We start from the raw sequence: 15,972 nt of genomic DNA on the forward strand, positions 1-15,972 counted from the left end.
TAGACCGGTTTATTAACTGATTCTGATAAACCGGATTTATTGGCATTGCCCGCAAAGCGCCAATAAAAAAGTTGTCCTGATGATGGCTGCCGCCATGATCAGGCGGGTGGACCGGCTTTGGCTGTGCTAACGCGCGGCGGCGTCGGTGCGCCCTTCGGGCCCGAATACGCGTGGATTTTTGACGAGAATATCCGTGCGCATTCAGATCTGTCCTTGCCTTGCAAACTTGATCGTAATTAAACCGCGTAACAAAAAATGGAGATCGGCAAAGTGAAAACCGCAATGAAGAAACTGCTGCCTGTAGCGGCCAGCCTGTTAACCCTGATGAGCGCATCGGCCTTTGCCGATTATGAAGTTGCAATTGCAGGCCCGATGACCGGCGAATATGCCTCCGCCGGTGAGCAAATCCGCAAAGGCGCCGAAATGGCGATTGCGGATATCAACGCCAAAGGCGGCGTGCTGGGCCAGAAACTGAAGCTGGAAATTGGCGATGACGCGTGCGATCCGAAACAAGCCGTTTCGGTAGCCAATGCCATGGTCAACAAGCACATCGTATTCATGCACGGCCACTGGTGTAGCAGCTCCACCATCCCGGCTTCGGAAATCTACAACGAAGCGCAAATCCCGATGGCCACCGTGTCCACCAACCCCAAGGTGACCGAGCGCGGCCTGAAGAACATCTTCCGCATCATGGGCCGTGATGACCAGCAAGGCGAAATCGGCGGCAAATTCCTCGCCAGCAAGTTCGCCAACAAGAAGATTGCGGTGGTGGATGACAAGAGCGCCTACGGCAAGGGCCTGGCCGATGAGATCGCCGAAGGCATGGGCAGCAAGAAGCCGGTGCTGCGCGAATCGATTACTGCGGGCGAGAAAGACTATTCCGGTCTGGTGTCCAAGCTGAAAGCCGCTGGCGTTGAAGTGATGGCCTACGGCGGCTATCACACCGAAGTGGCGCTGATCTTGCGCCAGGCGCAGCAAGCGGGCCTGAAGCTGCAGGTGCTGGGTGGCGATACGCTGTCCAACAACGAAATCGTGGGCGCTTCGGGTGGCAATGCCGATGCCGTGATGTTTACCTTTGCGCCGGATTCGCGCAAAAACCCGGAAGCCGCCGATGTGGTCAAGCGCTTCCGCGACGCCAAGGTCGAGCCGGATGGCTACGTGCTGTATGCCTACGCGGCATTCCAGTTGTTCCAGCAAGCCGCCACGCAAGCCAAGACCGTCAAGTACACCGATCTGCAAAAAGCGCTGGCCGGTGGCACTTTCAATACCGTAGTTGGCAAGCTGTCGTTTGACGCCAAGGGCGATCTGAAGTCGCCGGGCTTTGTGGTTTACCGATGGAAAGGCAACCAGTACGACGTGCTGAAGTAAGCGCATGAGCGGGGCAGGGCCATGGCGGCCCGCCCCGTTTTTTTATCGCGTGTTTAACGTCTTACTGGAGTGACCCGAATGGGCCAATTTATCCAACAGCTGATCAACGGGCTGACGCTGGGCGCAGTCTACGGCTTGATCGCGCTGGGCTATACGATGGTGTACGGCATCATCGGCATGATCAATTTCGCCCATGGCGATGTTTATATGGTGAGCGCCATTATGGCGGTCACGTTTATTACCTTGTTGTCCGCGCTGGGCATCAGCTCGGTGCCGCTGATGCTGGTGTTGGTGCTGGTGATTGTGATTGCGCTGACCTCGGTGTATGGCTGGACCGTGGAACGCACCGCCTACCGGCCGCTGCGCAATTCCACCCGACTGGCCCCGCTGATTTCGGCCATCGGCATGTCCATTTTCTTGCAGAACATGGTGCAGATTACGCAAGGCGCGCGCGTCAAACCGGTGCCGACGCTGCTGCCGGGTTCGCTGGAACTATTTACCGCCGATGGTTACACCGTGCATCTGGCCTATACGCAAATCCTGATCGTGCTGGTGACGGTGGCGCTGCTGGTGGGCTTTACCGCGCTGATTACGCGCACTTCGTTTGGCCGCCAGCAACGCGCTTGCGAGCAAGACCGCACCATGACCGCGCTGCTGGGTATCAATGTCGATCGCACCATTTCGCTGACCTTTATGCTGGGCGCGGCGCTGGCTGCGGTGGCCGGCGTGATGGTGACTGTGTATTACGGCGTGGTCGATTTCTCGATTGGCTTTGTAGCCGGCATCAAGGCGTTTACCGCAGCGGTGCTCGGTGGCATCGGTTCTTTGCCGGGCGCGATGTTGGGCGGCTTGATCATCGGCATGATCGAATCGTTCTGGAGCGCCTATCTGTCGCCTGAATATAAAGACGTCGCCACCTTTGTCATCCTGATTCTGGTGCTGATGTTCTGCCCCAGCGGCCTGCTGGGCCGTCCCGAAGTGGAGAAAGTCTGATGGGTCTCTTGATTACTCAACCCAAAGGCGCGGCACAGCGGCTGAAGGATGGCGTTGGCGCCGCCTTGATCGCGCTGGTGCTGGGCGTGCCGATGCTGGGCCTGGCCACTGCCGATGTGGGCGGCGCGCTGGCGGTGATTACGCGCTGGCCGTTGCTGGCCGGTTTTGTGGGCGTGGTGTTTGTGGGGCGGCTGTTTTTTCAGTGGCTGATTGATATTTTCAGTTTGCGCAAAAAGCGGCGCGAACAAGCCAGACCCGCCGTGGCCAAAGCGCGGCCGTGGCTCACCTGGATTGGTTTTGCCGCGCTCGGCCTGGCGGTGATGCTGCCGATTGCGTTCTCGGGCAACCGTTACGTGATCGACACCGCCACCACGGTGCTGATCTACGTGATGTTGGGCTGGGGCCTGAATGTGGTGGTCGGCCTGGCGGGTTTGCTGGATCTGGGCTACGTGGCGTTCTATGCGGTCGGGGCTTATAGCTATGGCTTGCTGTCGACGCATTTTGGCTGGGGTTTCTGGCAGACGCTGCCGGTGGCGGGTTTGCTGGCCGCCAGCTTTGGTCTGTTGCTGGGCTGGCCCACGCTGCGTTTGCGCGGTGATTATCTGGCCATCGTGACGCTGGGCTTTGGCGAAATCATCCGGCTGATTCTGCTTAACTGGACCGAGTTTTCCGGTGGCCCCAATGGCGTTAATTCGATTCCGCGCCCCACCTTCTTTGGCTTGCCGTTCAAACCCGATAGCGACGATGGCGCCACCTTTGCCAGCTTTTTCCATCTGGAATATTCGCCGGACCATCGGGTGACGTTTTTGTATTACCTGATCCTGGCGCTGGCGCTGCTGACCAACCTGTTTGTTTCGCGCTTGCGCAAGCTGCCGGTGGGTCTGGCGTGGGAAGCGGTGCGCGAGGACGAGCTGGCATGTAAGGCCATGGGCATTAATGTGACCAATATCAAGCTGTCGGCCTTTGCCATCGGCGCGATGCTGGGCGGCTTTGCCGGGGTGTTTTTTGCCGCACGCCAGGGCTTTATTTCGCCCGAGAGTTTTGTGTTCTCAGAATCAGCCACCATCCTCGCCATCGTGGTGCTGGGCGGCATGGGTAGCCAGTTGGGCGTGGTCATCGCCGCCTTGCTGCTGGTGGTGTTGCCGGAACTGGGCCGTGATTTCTCGGAATACCGCATGTTTTTGTTTGGCGCCGCCATGATTCTGATTATGGTGTGGCGCCCGGGCGGCATTATCGCCAAACGTGAACCGACCTTACGCTTGGGAGCTGCCGCATGAGCGCCTTGAATCCGCACGACCCGGCCAGCCCCTTGCTGCTGGAAGTCGAAAACCTGACCATGCGCTTTGGCGGCCTGACCGCGCTCGACAATCTGTCGCTGCACGTGCCCGCAGGCAAAGTCACGTCGATCATCGGGCCCAACGGCGCCGGCAAGACCACGTTTTTTAACTGTCTGACCGGCTTTTACAAACCCACCGAAGGCAGCGTGCGCATGCATCATCCGCAGCACGGCCCGCTGCTGCTGAACCAGATGCCGTCGTACCACGTGGCGCGCAAAGCGGGTGTGGTGCGCACCTTCCAGAACATCCGGCTGTTTCCCAATATGACGGTGCTGGAAAACCTGATGGTGGCGCAGCACAACGCTTTGCAACACGCGTCACGCTTTTCGCTGGCTGGCTTGTTCGGGCTCAAGGATTATCGCCAGGCGCGTGAAGCCGCCCTGGAAAAAGCGCGCACCTGGTTAACGCGGCTTAACTTGCTGGACCGCGCCGATACCGTCACCGGCAATCTGTCTTATGGCACGCAACGGCGTATCGAAATTGCACGCGCCTTGTGTGTCGACCCGCTGTTGCTGTGCCTGGATGAACCGGCCGCTGGCTTGAATCCGCGCGAATCGGCCGAGCTGAACGAGCTGCTGCTGTATCTGTCGCGTGAACACGGCAAGGGCATCTTGCTGATCGAACACGATATGAGCGTGGTGATGCGCGTGTCCGATCATATTTGCGTGCTTAACTTTGGCCACAAAATCGCCGAAGGATCGCCGCAGCACATTCAGCAAGATCCCAATGTGATCAAGGCCTATCTGGGCGAAGAAGACAAAGACACCGAGGAGGCTGCCGCATGAGCATGCTTACTTTTGCGGGCGTGCACGCGCATTACGGCGCCATCCATGCCTTGCGCGGCGTGGATATCCACGTGGAAGAAGGCGAGATCGTCACGTTGATCGGCGCTAACGGCGCGGGTAAATCCACGCTGATGATGACGCTGTTTGGCCAGCCGCGCGCGTCGCAAGGCAGCATCAGCTATCAGGGCCGCGATATCACCCGGATGGCCACGCACGATATTTCGCGTCAGGGCATTGCGCTGGTGCCGGAAGGGCGACGCATTTTTCCGCGCATGACGGTGCTGGAAAACCTGCAGATGGGCGCGACCTTTGCCAGACCGGAACACTTTGATGGCGATATCAAACGCGTGTTCGAGCTGTTTCCGGTGCTGGAAGCGCGCCAGGCGCAACGTGCGGGCACGCTGTCGGGCGGCGAGCAGCAAATGCTGGCCATCGGCCGCGCGCTGATGGGACGGCCGACCTTGTTGCTGCTGGATGAGCCATCGCTGGGCCTGGCCCCGCTGTATATCAAGCTGATCTTCCGCACCATCGAGGCGCTGAACCAGGAAGGCATGACCATCTTGCTGGTGGAACAGAACGCGCACCATGCGCTCAAGGTTGCGCATCGCGGATACGTGCTGCAGCATGGCGGCATTGTGCTGACGGGCACCGGCAAAGAATTACTGGCCAGTCCGGAAGTGCGCGCTGCTTACCTCGAAGGTGGCGCTGAAATCAGCCACGCTTGATGGCTGTCTATTCGACGGGGGCTACGGCCCCCGTTTTTGTTGACTCTGCGCAAGAACTGATCATGAAATTCAATCGATATGTGCTGTTTTTATTGGCCTCGATGGCGTTGGTGGGGACGAATGTCGGGCTGGGCAAATCGATTGTGGTGGCAGTGCCGGTGATGCTGTTTGCGCTGCTGCGCTTTGTGATTGGTGTAGGCGTGCTGCTGCCGGTGTACAAACCGGCGCGCATGCGCGCAGTGCGTCGCAGCGAATGGCTGGCGCTGTTTTTGCAGGCGCTGTTCGGCACCTTTCTGTTTACGCTGTTCATGCTGTACGGCGTGTCGCATACCAGCGCGCTGGCGGCGGGGGTAATCACCAGTACCATCCCGGCGGTGGTGATTTTGTTGTCGTGGCCGCTGCTGAAAGAACGGCCTGGCCCGCGAGCGATTCTGGCGGTGGCGCTGGCCATGGCGGGCATGCTGATCATCAACACCACGCGCGCGGCAGGCGGGGCCGAAACCTCGTTGCTGGGCAATGCGCTGGTGGCGGCGGCGGTGTGCTGCGAATCGATTTATGTGATCTTGAGCCGCCGTCTGACGCAAACCCTGCCCGCAATCGAAATCTGCGCCTATACCCATTTGATCGGCCTCGGTCTGATGTTGCCGCTGGGGCTATACGCGCTGTGGCACTTTGATTTGCACAGCGTTGATCCCGCCACCTGGTTACAGGTGGGCTGGTATGGCCTGGCCGCCAGCGTGTTGTCGTTCTGGTTATGGATGAAGGGCATACGCCACGTGCCGGCCCAATCGGCGGGCGTGTTTACGGCGGCGTTGCCGGTGGCGGCAGTGGCGTATGCGGTGATCTTTCTGCAAGAAAAACTGCTGCCGGTGCATGGCGTGGCGCTGGTGTGCGTGATTGCCGCCATTGTGATTGCATCGCGCGCGCAGCCAGCCCGGCGTGGCGCTTAGCGCGCCGGATCTGGCGCGGCGCGTGCCGCGGGAACCCTCCGCGTTTAACCGGGTCTGTGGTGTTGCTTGTCACAGCCAGCAAAATCGGTGCTTGAGTGCCGTGACGCTGACTTTTATGCTGTGTCCGGCTTCAGGACGCCACTCACCTTAGCTGCGGAAAATCATAACAATGCAAACGCCTGATCTGATCCCCATTCCGTCCTCTAGCGAAGAACTCGACTATCTGCTCAGTCACTATGATGCGGGCGCCAAACTGCTGGCCGAAGCCAACGGCATGCTCGACAGCATCCAGGCCGCGCTGGCGCTGGCCGAGGCGCAACAGCAGCCGGTAGATATGGCACTGCTCAGCGCATGCAGTGGCCTGCACCACGTGCTAAGCCAGGTGCGCAGCCACTACCAGGGATTGTTTGAGCTGGCGAAAAAGGATGAGTGAGTGGCGGTAGAAGGTATCGCATCCTACCCAACTGCGGTGGATCCTGATGGGCCACTTTTTGGGGTCTAGACGGGACCGCCGCGTCCCATCCTATGACAGTGTTCTGGATTAGATACCGAAGACGGTGAGTGGGGCGGTGGAGGTCACCAGCGGGCTGTCTTTCAGCGCCGCCTGGATGGTCACCGGCAAGGCGCCCGCAACATGGGCGGGCGCACGGTATACGCCGCTGGCCGATATCTGGCCCACTTCTGCATTACCACCCTGTATGCCATTGACCATCCAGATCACCTGATCGGTGGGACGGTTGCCGTTTTGCGCCTGAAACCAGAGGGAGCCGCCCGCATCCACACGGCTGGAAGCCGCATACACGCTGAGCAAAGACGCTGCACCCGCGATCACCGGGGCGGCAGAAGCAGAAAGATTGGCATCGCCGCGCATGGCCGAGCACGCCGCCACCGCGCAACAACATAACAGCACCACCACCCGCCATTTGTGGCTGGATGTGGACGGGACCCGATCGATACGGCCGACGGGTGCCTGGGTGCTGGGGGCGGACATGGAGCTTTCCTTCGCTTACGCGCTGAGATTCAGGGCGCAGACCGCGCCCTTGTTAATTTCAGCTGCATATTATGATTATCTGATGGGAGTTGGAAAGGCCTGAATATGCCTTCGGGCGATAAAAGGTGAAATTTGTCATACAAAACGACTTAAGCACTCTGTAAGCATTGTGCTGAATGTTTAAAACACCTCACAAAGGCTGTCAGCAGCAGGTTGCGGCAAGTGAAAAACGCCTACAGCGCGATCAGTTTTGCCCCGTTAGTAAGCCTTGATGTCAGGCGGCACAATCTATGCTCGATTCCGCCTAACGACCCCGCTAGCCCGACGCCGCGTTGCGATGTGCGGACGGTGGTATGCAAGGAGAGCAACAATGAATCAGCAAGAATTCCAGGGCCGTCTGGAACAGGCCCGCGGCAAAGTCAAGGAATGGACCGGTGTGGCCACCGGTAATGAACAACGCGAGCTGGCTGGCAAGCTTGAAGCCGAAGCCGGTCGCAGCACCGCGCTCAACCAGGCCGCCAGCGGCGTGCCGGATGCGCAAATGCAGGCCGTGCTGGACCAACTGGTCAAGCTGGGGGCCAAGCCCGTCGAGACCCTGAGCGTAGCCGCCGCCCGAGCCAACCCGACGCCCGCCGATGCCGTGGTGGCATTGCTGCAGGCACGCGGCCAGGACGCGTCGCCACAGCCAGTGGCCAAGATAGAAAACCGCACGATCGACGGCGCCACCGGCCCGCTGCAGGCGCGCATCTATTGGCCGCAAAACGCCGCCGCCAGCGCCTTGCTGCCGCTGATTGTGTATTTTCATGGTGGCGGCTGGGTGATTGCCGATCTGGATGTCTACGACGCCTCGCCGCGCGCGCTGGCCAATGGGGCGCAGGCCATCGTGATTTCGGTGCATTATCGCCAGGCACCGGAGCATCGTTTTCCGGCGGCCCATGACGACGCCTATGCGGCATGGCAATGGGCGCTGCATAACGCCGCCACGCTGAACGGCGATCCCGCCCGGATCGCCATCGCCGGTGAAAGCGCCGGTGGCAATCTGGCCGCTTCGGTGGCGATCCGCGCACGCGACAATAATCTGCAAGTACCGCTGCATCAGTTGCTGATTTATCCCGTGGCCGATTACTCCTTCAACACGCCGTCGCAGCAAGAGAACAAAGGCGCCAAGCCGCTCGATACCGCGATGCTGCCGTGGTTTTACGACAAATATCTGGCGCGGCCGGAAGACGGCAGCAGCCCGCTATTCTCGATTCTGCGCGCCACCGATTTGCGCGGTTTGTCGCCAGCCACAATTATCACCGCCGAGATCGATCCGCTGCGCTCGGATGGCGAAGCGTATGCTCAACGCCTGACCACGGCCGGCGTGCCGGTGCGGTATCACGAATTCAAAGGCGTGACCCACGAATTCTTTGGCATGGGCGCGGTGCTGGATAAAGCCAACGACGCGGTCGAACTTGCAAGCAGTGAACTCAGACAGGCATTCCAACATGGCGAAGCGCCGCGCGTTTAGTAAATCCCTCGGCAAGGCGCTGAGTAGTTCAGTTGCTAAAACCCTGCGCGAGACCTTTGGTTTTGCCGAGTTAAGGCCAGGCCAGGATGAGGTTATCCGGTCGATTGCAGCGGGGCAGGACACCTTGGCCATCATGGCCACCGGCGCGGGCAAATCGCTGTGTTACCAGCTGCCCGCGCTGGCCTTGCCCGGTACCACCCTGATCGTTTCGCCGCTGATTGCCCTGATGAAAGATCAGCAGGAAAAACTGGTCGAGCTGGGCTTGCAAGCCGCCTTGTTCAACAGCACGCTCAGCGCGGCGGAAGAAGCCGAGGCCATGCAGCGTTTGCTGGCGGGAGAACTCGAATTTGTGTTTGTCACGCCCGAGCGGCTGGCGCGCAGCGAGTTTATTGATGCGCTCAAAACCATCCGCATCGACTTTATCGTGATTGACGAGGCACATTGCATTTCGCAATGGGGCCATGATTTCCGCCCGGCGTTTCTGCATATCGGCCAGGCTGTGGGCGACCTCGGCCGTCCGCCCATTCTGGCGCTGACCGCCACGGCCACTGATGAAATCATTGCTGATATCAAGCTGCAACTTGATCGCCCGGATATGCGCGTGCTCAACACCAGCATCTATCGGCCCAACCTGGCCTTGCGCGTCGAGCACGTCACCCAACCGGCCGAGAAGCAACAATTATTGCTGGAGCAACTGGCCGAAGGCGGCACCAGCATTGTTTATGCCGCCACCATCAAAACCGCCGAGGCCACCCACCAGTTTTTGCTGGCCAATGGCGTAGAAGCCTTGCTGTACCACGGCCGCCTGCCGTCTAAACAGCGCCACGAAAACCAGGACCGCTTTATGGCGGGCGAAGTAAAGGTCATTGTGGCGACCAGTGCCTTCGGCATGGGCATCGACAAGGCCGATATCCGGCAGATTATCCACTTTGAATTTCCCGCCACGGTGGAAGCGTATTACCAGGAAGCGGGCCGCGGTGGGCGCGATGGCGAGCTGGCCGAATGCGTGTTGTTGTATGACCTTGCGGATCAGCGCACGCAAAAATATTTTCTTGGTGGGCGTTACCCCACGCGGCGCGATATCGGCAAGGTTTATCGCACCCTCGAAGAAATGGGCGGCAGTCAGCGCGAAGCGGTCAGTACCAGGGCCCTGCGCCAGGCGTTAAAGCCGATGCCGCGCGGCAAGCAGGATGTGATTCTGGCGGTGCTGCGGCGTGACCGGCTGGTGGAGCTGGCCGATGAGCACTGGCGTGTTTCGGTGGAGGGCAATACTGGCGAGCATCTCGATAATCTGGCGGCGCGGTTTGAGGCCGTGGCGCTGGCCGACCAGGACAAGCTGGACCAGATGATGCATTACGCGCAAAACGCGCAATGTCGCTGGTGTTTTCTGCTGGAGTATTTTGGCGAAGCCGCGCCGTTTGAGCGCTGCGGCCATTGTGACAACTGTCTGGAACCGGTCGAGCTGGTCGCCTGATGCAAACCGTGCGAACGGTTTGCGGCGCAGGCGGTCGGAGTTAAAATTGCTGCCGTCTAGCCGGAGCCGCGCCGTTTATGTTTGCCAATCTCATCAAGCTTGCAGGCTATCTGCAAAGCGTCAAACCCCAGACTTCCCTCACCGTCACTGCCGAACAGGCGCAACTGTCGCCCGAGCAATTCGACGCGCTGGTGCGGCAGTGGGCACACAAGTTACCGGCGGATTTTGAGTTGATTGATCAGCGCTACGCCAAGGTGGGCGAAGAGCAATTTGTGGATGCGATCACCATCTACCGCAAATAAACGCATAGGGTGGGTCATGACCCACCATTCAAAGCCGTCACCCGAGACCGCGCGATTGGCATAGCGTTTAAGTCCGCGTGGTCCATAAAACCAGCGCCCGGCAGCCAGACCTTGCGCTTGGGCGTACAGCTTTGAAAGGTGGGTCGAGACCCACCCTATGGGTTATCGCATAGCGTTATTGCCAGTACGGATCGATACCGTAGTAGTCATGGATGCCGACGGCCCACTGGTCATCCGCAAACACGGGCCAATGGTCTTTGTCAAAACCCGGTGCGCTTTCGAGCCGGGCGCGGTCCACCCCACTCAGAATAAAACGTTCATTCACCGGGTCGGACTGCAGCGACGACCACGGCAGCGCAAACAGTTTGTCGCCGAGGCCCATAAAACCGCCGAAGGACAACACGGCATAAGCGATGCGGCCACGGTCGATATCCAGCACGACCTGGTCGATCTTGCCCAGTTCTTCACCAAGATCATTCACCACTTTGGCACCTTCCAGCGTGCGCGATGCGATCACGCGGCGGCGGCTGGTATCAAAGGCAGCGCCCGCAGTGGCGCCCTGGTTGACCGGCAGATTAATGGGATTGGGGCTGTTCATCATGATGCTCCTCGCTCTATATACGGATGCGTTACGCATCGCTGATTGGATAAACCGAGCTTAGCGCTGCGGCCGCCGGCGGCCTGTCGGACGCGTCCGCATCACCCGCGCCCACGTCACCCGTTAGTGCTAAAGAAAGCGCCTACATGTCAGACATCGTACCCAGCCCTTCACGCCGCTGACCGACAGCCCACGCGCGCGCTGGGCCGTTAAGGTTTTACATCGCTTACAGGATCAACTCATGCCCTCGCGTATTGAAGACTATGCCTTGCTTGGTGACTGTGAAACGGCCGCCCTGGTCAGCAAGGCGGGCAGCATAGACTGGCTGTGCTGGCCGCGCTTTGACTCATCCGCCTGCTTTGCTGCGCTACTTGGCAATGACGCGCACGGTTGCTGGCGCATTGCGCCGGTGGCGGGCGAATTTGTGCAGCGCGCTTACCGGCCCGGCACGCTCATTCTCGATACGGAATTCCGCAGCGCCAGCGGCCGCGTGCGTATTACTGATTTCATGCCGTTCCGCGACGAACATTCGCATCTGATCCGCCTGGTTGAAGGGCTGGAAGGCGAAGTCGACATGGAGCTGATGTTGCGCTTGCGCTTTGATATGGGCCTGACCGTGCCGTGGGTGCGCCAACTGCCCGAGCAAGACGGCATCCACGCCGTGGCTGGCCCCGATATGGTGGTGTTGCGCACGCCCGTTGCGCTCGAAGGCGTCGATCTGTCGACCGTGGCACGTTTTACGGTGAGCGCAGGCCAGACCGTGCCGTTTACGCTGTCGTACGGGCCATCGCATCTGCCCGCGCCGCCCGCGATTGATGTCACAAGAGCGCTGGCGCATTGCGAGCAGGAATGGCGTGCGTGGTCGGATCGCTGCCTGGAAGTCGGCGAATATAAAGACACGGTGCAGCGTTCGTTGATTACGCTCAAGGCGCTGACCTATGCCCCCACCGGCGCCATCGTCGCTGCCGCCACCACCTCGTTGCCTGAAGCCTTGGGGGGTGTGCGTAATTGGGACTACCGCTTTTGCTGGCTGCGTGACGCCACGCTGACGGTGATGACCTTGCTACGCGCGGGTTATGTCGAGGAAGCGGCGGCGTGGCGGTCGTGGCTGGTGCGCGCGGTGGCTGGCAGCGCCGATCAGATCCAGATCATGTATGGCATTGCGGGCGAACGCATGCTCGACGAAAAAGAGATCCCCTGGCTGCCGGGCTTTGCCAATTCGGCCCCGGTGCGCATCGGCAATCAGGCTGCCACGCAATTGCAGCTGGATACCTATGGCGAACTGATGGATGCCCTGTATCAGGCGCGGCGGGGCGGACTGGCGGCCGATGACGATGCGTGGTCGCTGCAATGCAATCTGCTGGAGCGGCTGGAGCGTATCTGGCAAACGCCCGATGAAGGAATCTGGGAAGTGCGCGGGGGCGCGCAGCAATTTACTTCGTCCAAGATGATGGCGTGGGTGGCGGTGGATCGCTGCATCAAAACGGCGGAACAGTTTGATATGGACGGCCCGGTTGCACACTGGCGGCAATTGCGTGACCAGATCCATGCCGACGTTTGCGCCCAGGGTTTTAATGCGGAGCTGAACAGTTTTGTGCAGGTTTATGGCGGCGACCAGCTCGACGCCAGTTTGCTGGGGCTGGCGCTGGTGGGCTTTCTGCCGCCCGATGATCCGCGCATTATCGGCACGGTGGCGGCGGTAGAAAAATATTTGCTGCAAGACGGTCTGGTCCTGCGCTATCGCACCGCCGAATCACGCGATGGTTTGCCCCCGGGCGAGGGCGCCTTCCTGGCCTGCAGCTTCTGGTTGGCAGATAACTGGGTGTTGCAAGGCCGGATGGACGAAGCACGCGCGCTGTACCAGCATTTACTGAGCCTGCGCAACGACCTCGGTTTGCTGTCGGAAGAATACGATCCGGTGGGCCAGCAAATGCTGGGCAATTTCCCGCAGGCGTTTTCGCATATGTCGATCGTGTTCACTGCGTTTGCACTGACCGGCGATGGTCCGATGGCGGGCGAACGCGCCAGCTAAGCCCGGCTTATTTGGCGCTGGGCACGGCAATGCAGCTATCGGCGCCGTCATCTACCCGTCTTTGCAACAGCTTGAGCGGGGCAAAATCGGTGGTCTTGACCCCCAGCTGGCGCGCCGCCTTCTGCAATTTGCCGTCACGCCAGAGGTTGTAATCGGAGACGCGCATGGCCTGGTCCGGCAACACATTACGCGCTTTGGTATTGGGCTGCGCCGGGTGGATGGTCAGATGGGTAATCCCTGCTGGCAGCAAGGGCAGCAATTCGTCATAACCGCCGTAGCGCTCGCCCGCCAGCCGTCGCGCCGGGTCGTACAACATCACCGTGGCATCGGGTGTAATCACGCCGACTTGCTGGCCCGTGAGATTACGCGCCATCTGCCGCTCGAACGGTAATTCCCACATTTGCGCCACCAGCGGAATGCCGGTTTCGGCGGGCAGGGTCAGATACAACTTCATGATCTCGGGGTTGGCCCGCCAGAACATGCGGTGCGACTGGATATGGCTGATCTGCAGCCCGGCGCCGCGCGCTTTACCGATCTGCGCCAGCATTTCACGCAGCACATCGCCGCGTTCGGCATGCACGCCCAGCTGTTCAGTGTCGGCCCACAAATGCGTGGCGTCGGCGTATAGCGAAGGCACCTGGTCACGCGGCAGCACCGTGCCCCATGGCAGCTTGTCTTGCCACTCATTGGTCAACGTCAGTTCCAGCCCGACCGGCAAACCGCGTTCACGGGCCATGCGCGCGACATTTTCAAAATCGGGGCCGGTGGGGATAACGGACAGGGTCTGGATCAAACCCTGATCGACCAGCGCGAATGCGGCGGCGTCGATATCGGGCTGTAAGCCGACATCGGCAGCATCGACAATCAAAACGCGGTCTTTGGGGCCAAAACCCAGACATTCACTCAGGCGCGAGGCATAACTCGCAGGCGCGCACAGCAGCCACGCGGTAAGCGTACATACAGCAACAAGGCGCGGGGTGAGCAACAAGCGGCAACTTCCTTTCCTGGAAAACGTGCATATGCAACCACATGTGTAAGTGGTCGTCATCTTTTTGTCGCTTTATATCGCCTGGATGTCACTAAAGCCACGCACGCCAGGCATGCGGCCGATTTTGGAGGTCTGGCGGCGCCTGGGGTTCCCGGTGAGCGGGCGCAAATTAAAAAGCCGCGCGCTGTGGACAGCGCGCGGCGGCGTTTTATTGCGCAGCCAAGGCCGGATGGCGCAGCAGCTCATGGGCCGCCGGTGCCGACGAGGCCGGATTCTGCCCGGTGATCAGCAGGCCATCCCTCACCACGTAAGGGCCCCAATCATCGCCACGCGAGTAGACGCCGCCCTTGGCTTTGAGCTCATCCTCCACCAGAAACGGCACCACATCGGTCAGGCCCACGGCGGCTTCTTCCGAGTTGGTAAAGCCGGTCACTTTTTTGCCCTGGACCAGCGGGCTGCCATCAGCAGCGCGCACATGACGCAAAGCGCCCGGTGCATGGCACACCAGCGCGACGGGTTTGCCCGCGCTGATAAAGGTCTCGATCAGCTGGATGGAGGTCTGGTCTTCCGCCAGATCCCACAGCGGGCCATGACCACCCGGGTAGAACACGGTATCGAAGTCGTTTGGGTGGACGCTATCAAGCCGCACGGTGTGCGCCAATTGTTCCAGCGCCGCGGCATCGAGTTCAAAGCGGCGGGTCAGATCGGTCTGATTGGCCGGTTCGTTGCTCTTGGGGTCCAGCGGCGGCTGACCGCCGAGCGGCGATGCCAGCACGATATCGACGCCTGCTTCCTTGAAGGCGTAATACGGCGCGGCCAGTTCTTCCAGCCAGAAACCGGTCTTGCGGCCCGTGTTGCCCAGTTGGTCATGCGAGGTCAGAACCATCAGTACTTTCATGTTGGATACTCCAGAGGGTGGGGTCGTACATCTAAAAAGTAGACTAGTCGTCTAGTAACTGGTGCTGAAAAAACACTTCCGTAGAAGTGCGCTTGATATGCCCGCGCCGTCAAGCCGGCGGGTGTATTAACTGGCGTGTGGTTTGCATCGCCTGGTCGAAAGCCTCGGTTGTGCGGCTGATCTTGACCATGATGCTGGCGCCCAGCCACAACTGATACAAGCTATGCGCCAGACTGGCCGCGTCGCCAGCATAGACCAGCGACGCATCGGCCCGGCCCGCCAACAGCGCGTGCTCCAGCCGACTGATGATGCCCGCAGTGCCCAGCTTCAAGCTGGCGCGCATGGTTTCCGACATATCCGCTACTTCTGCACCCAACTTCACCGCCAGGCATTTGCCTTGGCAATCGCAGAACGATTGATTCTGTTGCCACATCTGCCAGTACGCCTGGAGACGCTGCGCCGTATTCTTGCCCGGCAGGGCGAGGGCCGCATCCATCTCGGCAAGATAGTCGGCAAAATAGCTTTCCAGCAGCGCCACCCCAAATGCATCCTTGGACGCAAAGTAGTGATAGAACGAACCCTTGGGCACACCAGCCTCAGACAAAATCTCGTTCAGTCCGACGCCGGTAAACCCTTTGGCGCTGATCAGCCGTTGCCCCACTGCAAGAATATTGCTGCGGACATCGTGCGCTGCGGAGACATGTGAAGTAGCCATGGCCGCAATCTAAACCACAATTAGACCAGTCGTCTAGTGGTTTTTTGATTTATTTTCCGAAGTGGATGCAAAGGTCTCGGCGCGAGCAAAGTGGCCGCAGCGCAGCGACGGTGGGTAAAGACCGTCCTCCCACGCGTTATTGCTGCCACGCCGCCGTGGCGTGGGTTCCGCGCGGCGGGGACCGATGCCACGCGCAAAATAGCGCGATAAGCACGCGACAAAGTCTTTCACCGTCACGGCCCAGCCCCCACGCCCACCCGATGTTGCGCAGCAACGAGGCAGCGGTCGCAGCTACGCCACGCCATT

Annotated in this window: 16 protein-coding genes; 11 read left to right on the forward strand and 5 right to left on the reverse strand. The window is 60.1% G+C overall.

What is annotated here, in order from left to right:
- Positions 1-282: 282 nt before the first annotated feature.
- From ACYQ1A_RS20775 to ACYQ1A_RS20805, 7 genes are all read left to right on the forward strand, one after another.
- The gene (locus tag ACYQ1A_RS20775) at positions 283-1,368 is read left to right on the forward strand and encodes a branched-chain amino acid ABC transporter substrate-binding protein (RefSeq protein WP_499365614.1); all 1,086 of its coding nucleotides are present in this window, start codon (positions 283-285) and stop codon (positions 1,366-1,368) included.
- A 78-nt stretch (positions 1,369-1,446) separates the two neighbouring features.
- Positions 1,447-2,361, forward strand: coding sequence for a branched-chain amino acid ABC transporter permease (locus ACYQ1A_RS20780; RefSeq protein WP_062223617.1), 915 nt, complete (start codon positions 1,447-1,449; stop codon positions 2,359-2,361).
- A complete protein-coding gene (gene livM / locus ACYQ1A_RS20785) occupies positions 2,361-3,638 on the forward strand; it encodes a high-affinity branched-chain amino acid ABC transporter permease LivM (protein ID WP_499365621.1) in 1,278 nt (425 codons plus the stop codon). Before ACYQ1A_RS20780 ends, livM begins: the two co-directional genes overlap by 1 nt.
- On the forward strand, positions 3,635-4,483 hold the full coding sequence (locus tag ACYQ1A_RS20790; protein WP_499365624.1) for an ABC transporter ATP-binding protein: 849 nt from the start codon (positions 3,635-3,637) through the stop codon (positions 4,481-4,483). Before livM ends, ACYQ1A_RS20790 begins: the two co-directional genes overlap by 4 nt.
- The gene (locus ACYQ1A_RS20795) at positions 4,480-5,208 is read left to right on the forward strand and encodes an ABC transporter ATP-binding protein (protein ID WP_499365628.1); all 729 of its coding nucleotides are present in this window, start codon (positions 4,480-4,482) and stop codon (positions 5,206-5,208) included. Before ACYQ1A_RS20790 ends, ACYQ1A_RS20795 begins: the two co-directional genes overlap by 4 nt.
- Before the next feature lie 62 nt (positions 5,209-5,270).
- Positions 5,271-6,158 carry a DMT family transporter gene (locus tag ACYQ1A_RS20800; RefSeq protein ID WP_499365632.1) on the forward strand — a complete coding sequence of 296 codons (888 nt, stop codon included), beginning with the start codon at positions 5,271-5,273 and terminating at the stop codon, positions 6,156-6,158.
- A gap of 169 nt (positions 6,159-6,327) precedes the next feature.
- Positions 6,328-6,591 carry a hypothetical protein gene (locus ACYQ1A_RS20805; RefSeq protein ID WP_499365636.1) on the forward strand — a complete coding sequence of 88 codons (264 nt, stop codon included), beginning with the start codon at positions 6,328-6,330 and terminating at the stop codon, positions 6,589-6,591.
- Between the two features lie 108 nt (positions 6,592-6,699).
- On the opposite strand, the gene ACYQ1A_RS20810 is transcribed toward ACYQ1A_RS20805, so the two are convergent.
- The gene (locus ACYQ1A_RS20810; RefSeq protein WP_499365637.1) at positions 6,700-7,149 is read right to left on the reverse strand and encodes a hypothetical protein; all 450 of its coding nucleotides are present in this window, start codon (positions 7,147-7,149) and stop codon (positions 6,700-6,702) included.
- A 370-nt stretch (positions 7,150-7,519) separates the two neighbouring features.
- Here ACYQ1A_RS20810 and ACYQ1A_RS20815 point away from each other — a divergent pair, with 370 nt between their 5' ends.
- From ACYQ1A_RS20815 to ACYQ1A_RS20825, 3 genes are all read left to right on the forward strand, one after another.
- Positions 7,520-8,659, forward strand: a complete 1,140-nt coding sequence (locus ACYQ1A_RS20815; RefSeq protein WP_499365638.1) for an alpha/beta hydrolase fold domain-containing protein — start codon at positions 7,520-7,522, stop codon at positions 8,657-8,659.
- Positions 8,637-10,133 carry a RecQ family ATP-dependent DNA helicase gene (locus ACYQ1A_RS20820; protein WP_499365639.1) on the forward strand — a complete coding sequence of 499 codons (1,497 nt, stop codon included), beginning with the start codon at positions 8,637-8,639 and terminating at the stop codon, positions 10,131-10,133. The genes ACYQ1A_RS20815 and ACYQ1A_RS20820 overlap by 23 nt, the downstream gene beginning before the upstream one ends.
- Positions 10,134-10,210: 77 nt before the next feature.
- A complete protein-coding gene (locus ACYQ1A_RS20825; RefSeq protein WP_499365640.1) occupies positions 10,211-10,435 on the forward strand; it encodes a hypothetical protein in 225 nt (74 codons plus the stop codon).
- Between the two features lie 175 nt (positions 10,436-10,610).
- On the opposite strand, the gene ACYQ1A_RS20830 is transcribed toward ACYQ1A_RS20825, so the two are convergent.
- On the reverse strand, positions 10,611-11,036 hold the full coding sequence (locus tag ACYQ1A_RS20830; protein WP_062224188.1) for a PRC-barrel domain-containing protein: 426 nt from the start codon (positions 11,034-11,036) through the stop codon (positions 10,611-10,613).
- 238 nt (positions 11,037-11,274) lie between these two features.
- On the opposite strand from ACYQ1A_RS20830, the gene ACYQ1A_RS20835 reads away from it, so the two are divergent.
- The gene (locus ACYQ1A_RS20835; RefSeq protein WP_499365641.1) at positions 11,275-13,065 is read left to right on the forward strand and encodes a glycoside hydrolase family 15 protein; all 1,791 of its coding nucleotides are present in this window, start codon (positions 11,275-11,277) and stop codon (positions 13,063-13,065) included.
- Between the two features lie 7 nt (positions 13,066-13,072).
- On the opposite strand, the gene ACYQ1A_RS20840 is transcribed toward ACYQ1A_RS20835, so the two are convergent.
- From ACYQ1A_RS20840 to ACYQ1A_RS20850, 3 genes are all read right to left on the reverse strand, one after another.
- Positions 13,073-14,053 (reverse strand): ChbG/HpnK family deacetylase, encoded by a 981-nt coding sequence (locus ACYQ1A_RS20840; protein WP_499365642.1) that lies wholly within the window; start codon positions 14,051-14,053, stop codon positions 13,073-13,075.
- A 208-nt stretch (positions 14,054-14,261) separates the two neighbouring features.
- A complete protein-coding gene (locus ACYQ1A_RS20845) occupies positions 14,262-14,951 on the reverse strand; it encodes a type 1 glutamine amidotransferase domain-containing protein (protein WP_499365645.1) in 690 nt (229 codons plus the stop codon).
- Between the two features lie 109 nt (positions 14,952-15,060).
- Entirely contained in the window at positions 15,061-15,666 is a 606-nt protein-coding gene (locus tag ACYQ1A_RS20850) for a TetR/AcrR family transcriptional regulator (protein ID WP_062224191.1), read from the reverse strand.
- Between the last annotated feature and the right edge of the window lie 306 nt (positions 15,667-15,972).

The sequence above is a fragment of the Silvimonas sp. JCM 19000 genome (assembly GCF_054652575.1).

What these genes read in the sequence shown, in the direction of transcription:
- ACYQ1A_RS20835 (WP_499365641.1), top strand. Translation starts at nt 11,275, where the DNA reads ATGCCCTCGCGTATTGAAGACTATGCCTTGCTTGGTGACTGTGAAACG.
- ACYQ1A_RS20805 (WP_499365636.1), top strand. Translation starts at nt 6,328, where the DNA reads ATGCAAACGCCTGATCTGATCCCCATTCCGTCCTCTAGCGAAGAACTC.
- ACYQ1A_RS20800 (WP_499365632.1), top strand. Translation starts at nt 5,271, where the DNA reads ATGAAATTCAATCGATATGTGCTGTTTTTATTGGCCTCGATGGCGTTG.
- ACYQ1A_RS20825 (WP_499365640.1), top strand. Translation starts at nt 10,211, where the DNA reads ATGTTTGCCAATCTCATCAAGCTTGCAGGCTATCTGCAAAGCGTCAAA.
- ACYQ1A_RS20790 (WP_499365624.1), top strand. Translation starts at nt 3,635, where the DNA reads ATGAGCGCCTTGAATCCGCACGACCCGGCCAGCCCCTTGCTGCTGGAA.
- ACYQ1A_RS20830 (WP_062224188.1), bottom strand. Translation starts at nt 11,036, where the DNA reads ATGATGAACAGCCCCAATCCCATTAATCTGCCGGTCAACCAGGGCGCC.
- livM (WP_499365621.1), top strand. Translation starts at nt 2,361, where the DNA reads ATGGGTCTCTTGATTACTCAACCCAAAGGCGCGGCACAGCGGCTGAAG.
- ACYQ1A_RS20775 (WP_499365614.1), top strand. Translation starts at nt 283, where the DNA reads ATGAAGAAACTGCTGCCTGTAGCGGCCAGCCTGTTAACCCTGATGAGC.
- ACYQ1A_RS20815 (WP_499365638.1), top strand. Translation starts at nt 7,520, where the DNA reads ATGAATCAGCAAGAATTCCAGGGCCGTCTGGAACAGGCCCGCGGCAAA.
- ACYQ1A_RS20845 (WP_499365645.1), bottom strand. Translation starts at nt 14,951, where the DNA reads ATGAAAGTACTGATGGTTCTGACCTCGCATGACCAACTGGGCAACACG.
- ACYQ1A_RS20810 (WP_499365637.1), bottom strand. Translation starts at nt 7,149, where the DNA reads ATGTCCGCCCCCAGCACCCAGGCACCCGTCGGCCGTATCGATCGGGTC.
- ACYQ1A_RS20820 (WP_499365639.1), top strand. Translation starts at nt 8,637, where the DNA reads ATGGCGAAGCGCCGCGCGTTTAGTAAATCCCTCGGCAAGGCGCTGAGT.
- ACYQ1A_RS20795 (WP_499365628.1), top strand. Translation starts at nt 4,480, where the DNA reads ATGAGCATGCTTACTTTTGCGGGCGTGCACGCGCATTACGGCGCCATC.
- ACYQ1A_RS20850 (WP_062224191.1), bottom strand. Translation starts at nt 15,666, where the DNA reads ATGGCTACTTCACATGTCTCCGCAGCGCACGATGTCCGCAGCAATATT.
- ACYQ1A_RS20780 (WP_062223617.1), top strand. Translation starts at nt 1,447, where the DNA reads ATGGGCCAATTTATCCAACAGCTGATCAACGGGCTGACGCTGGGCGCA.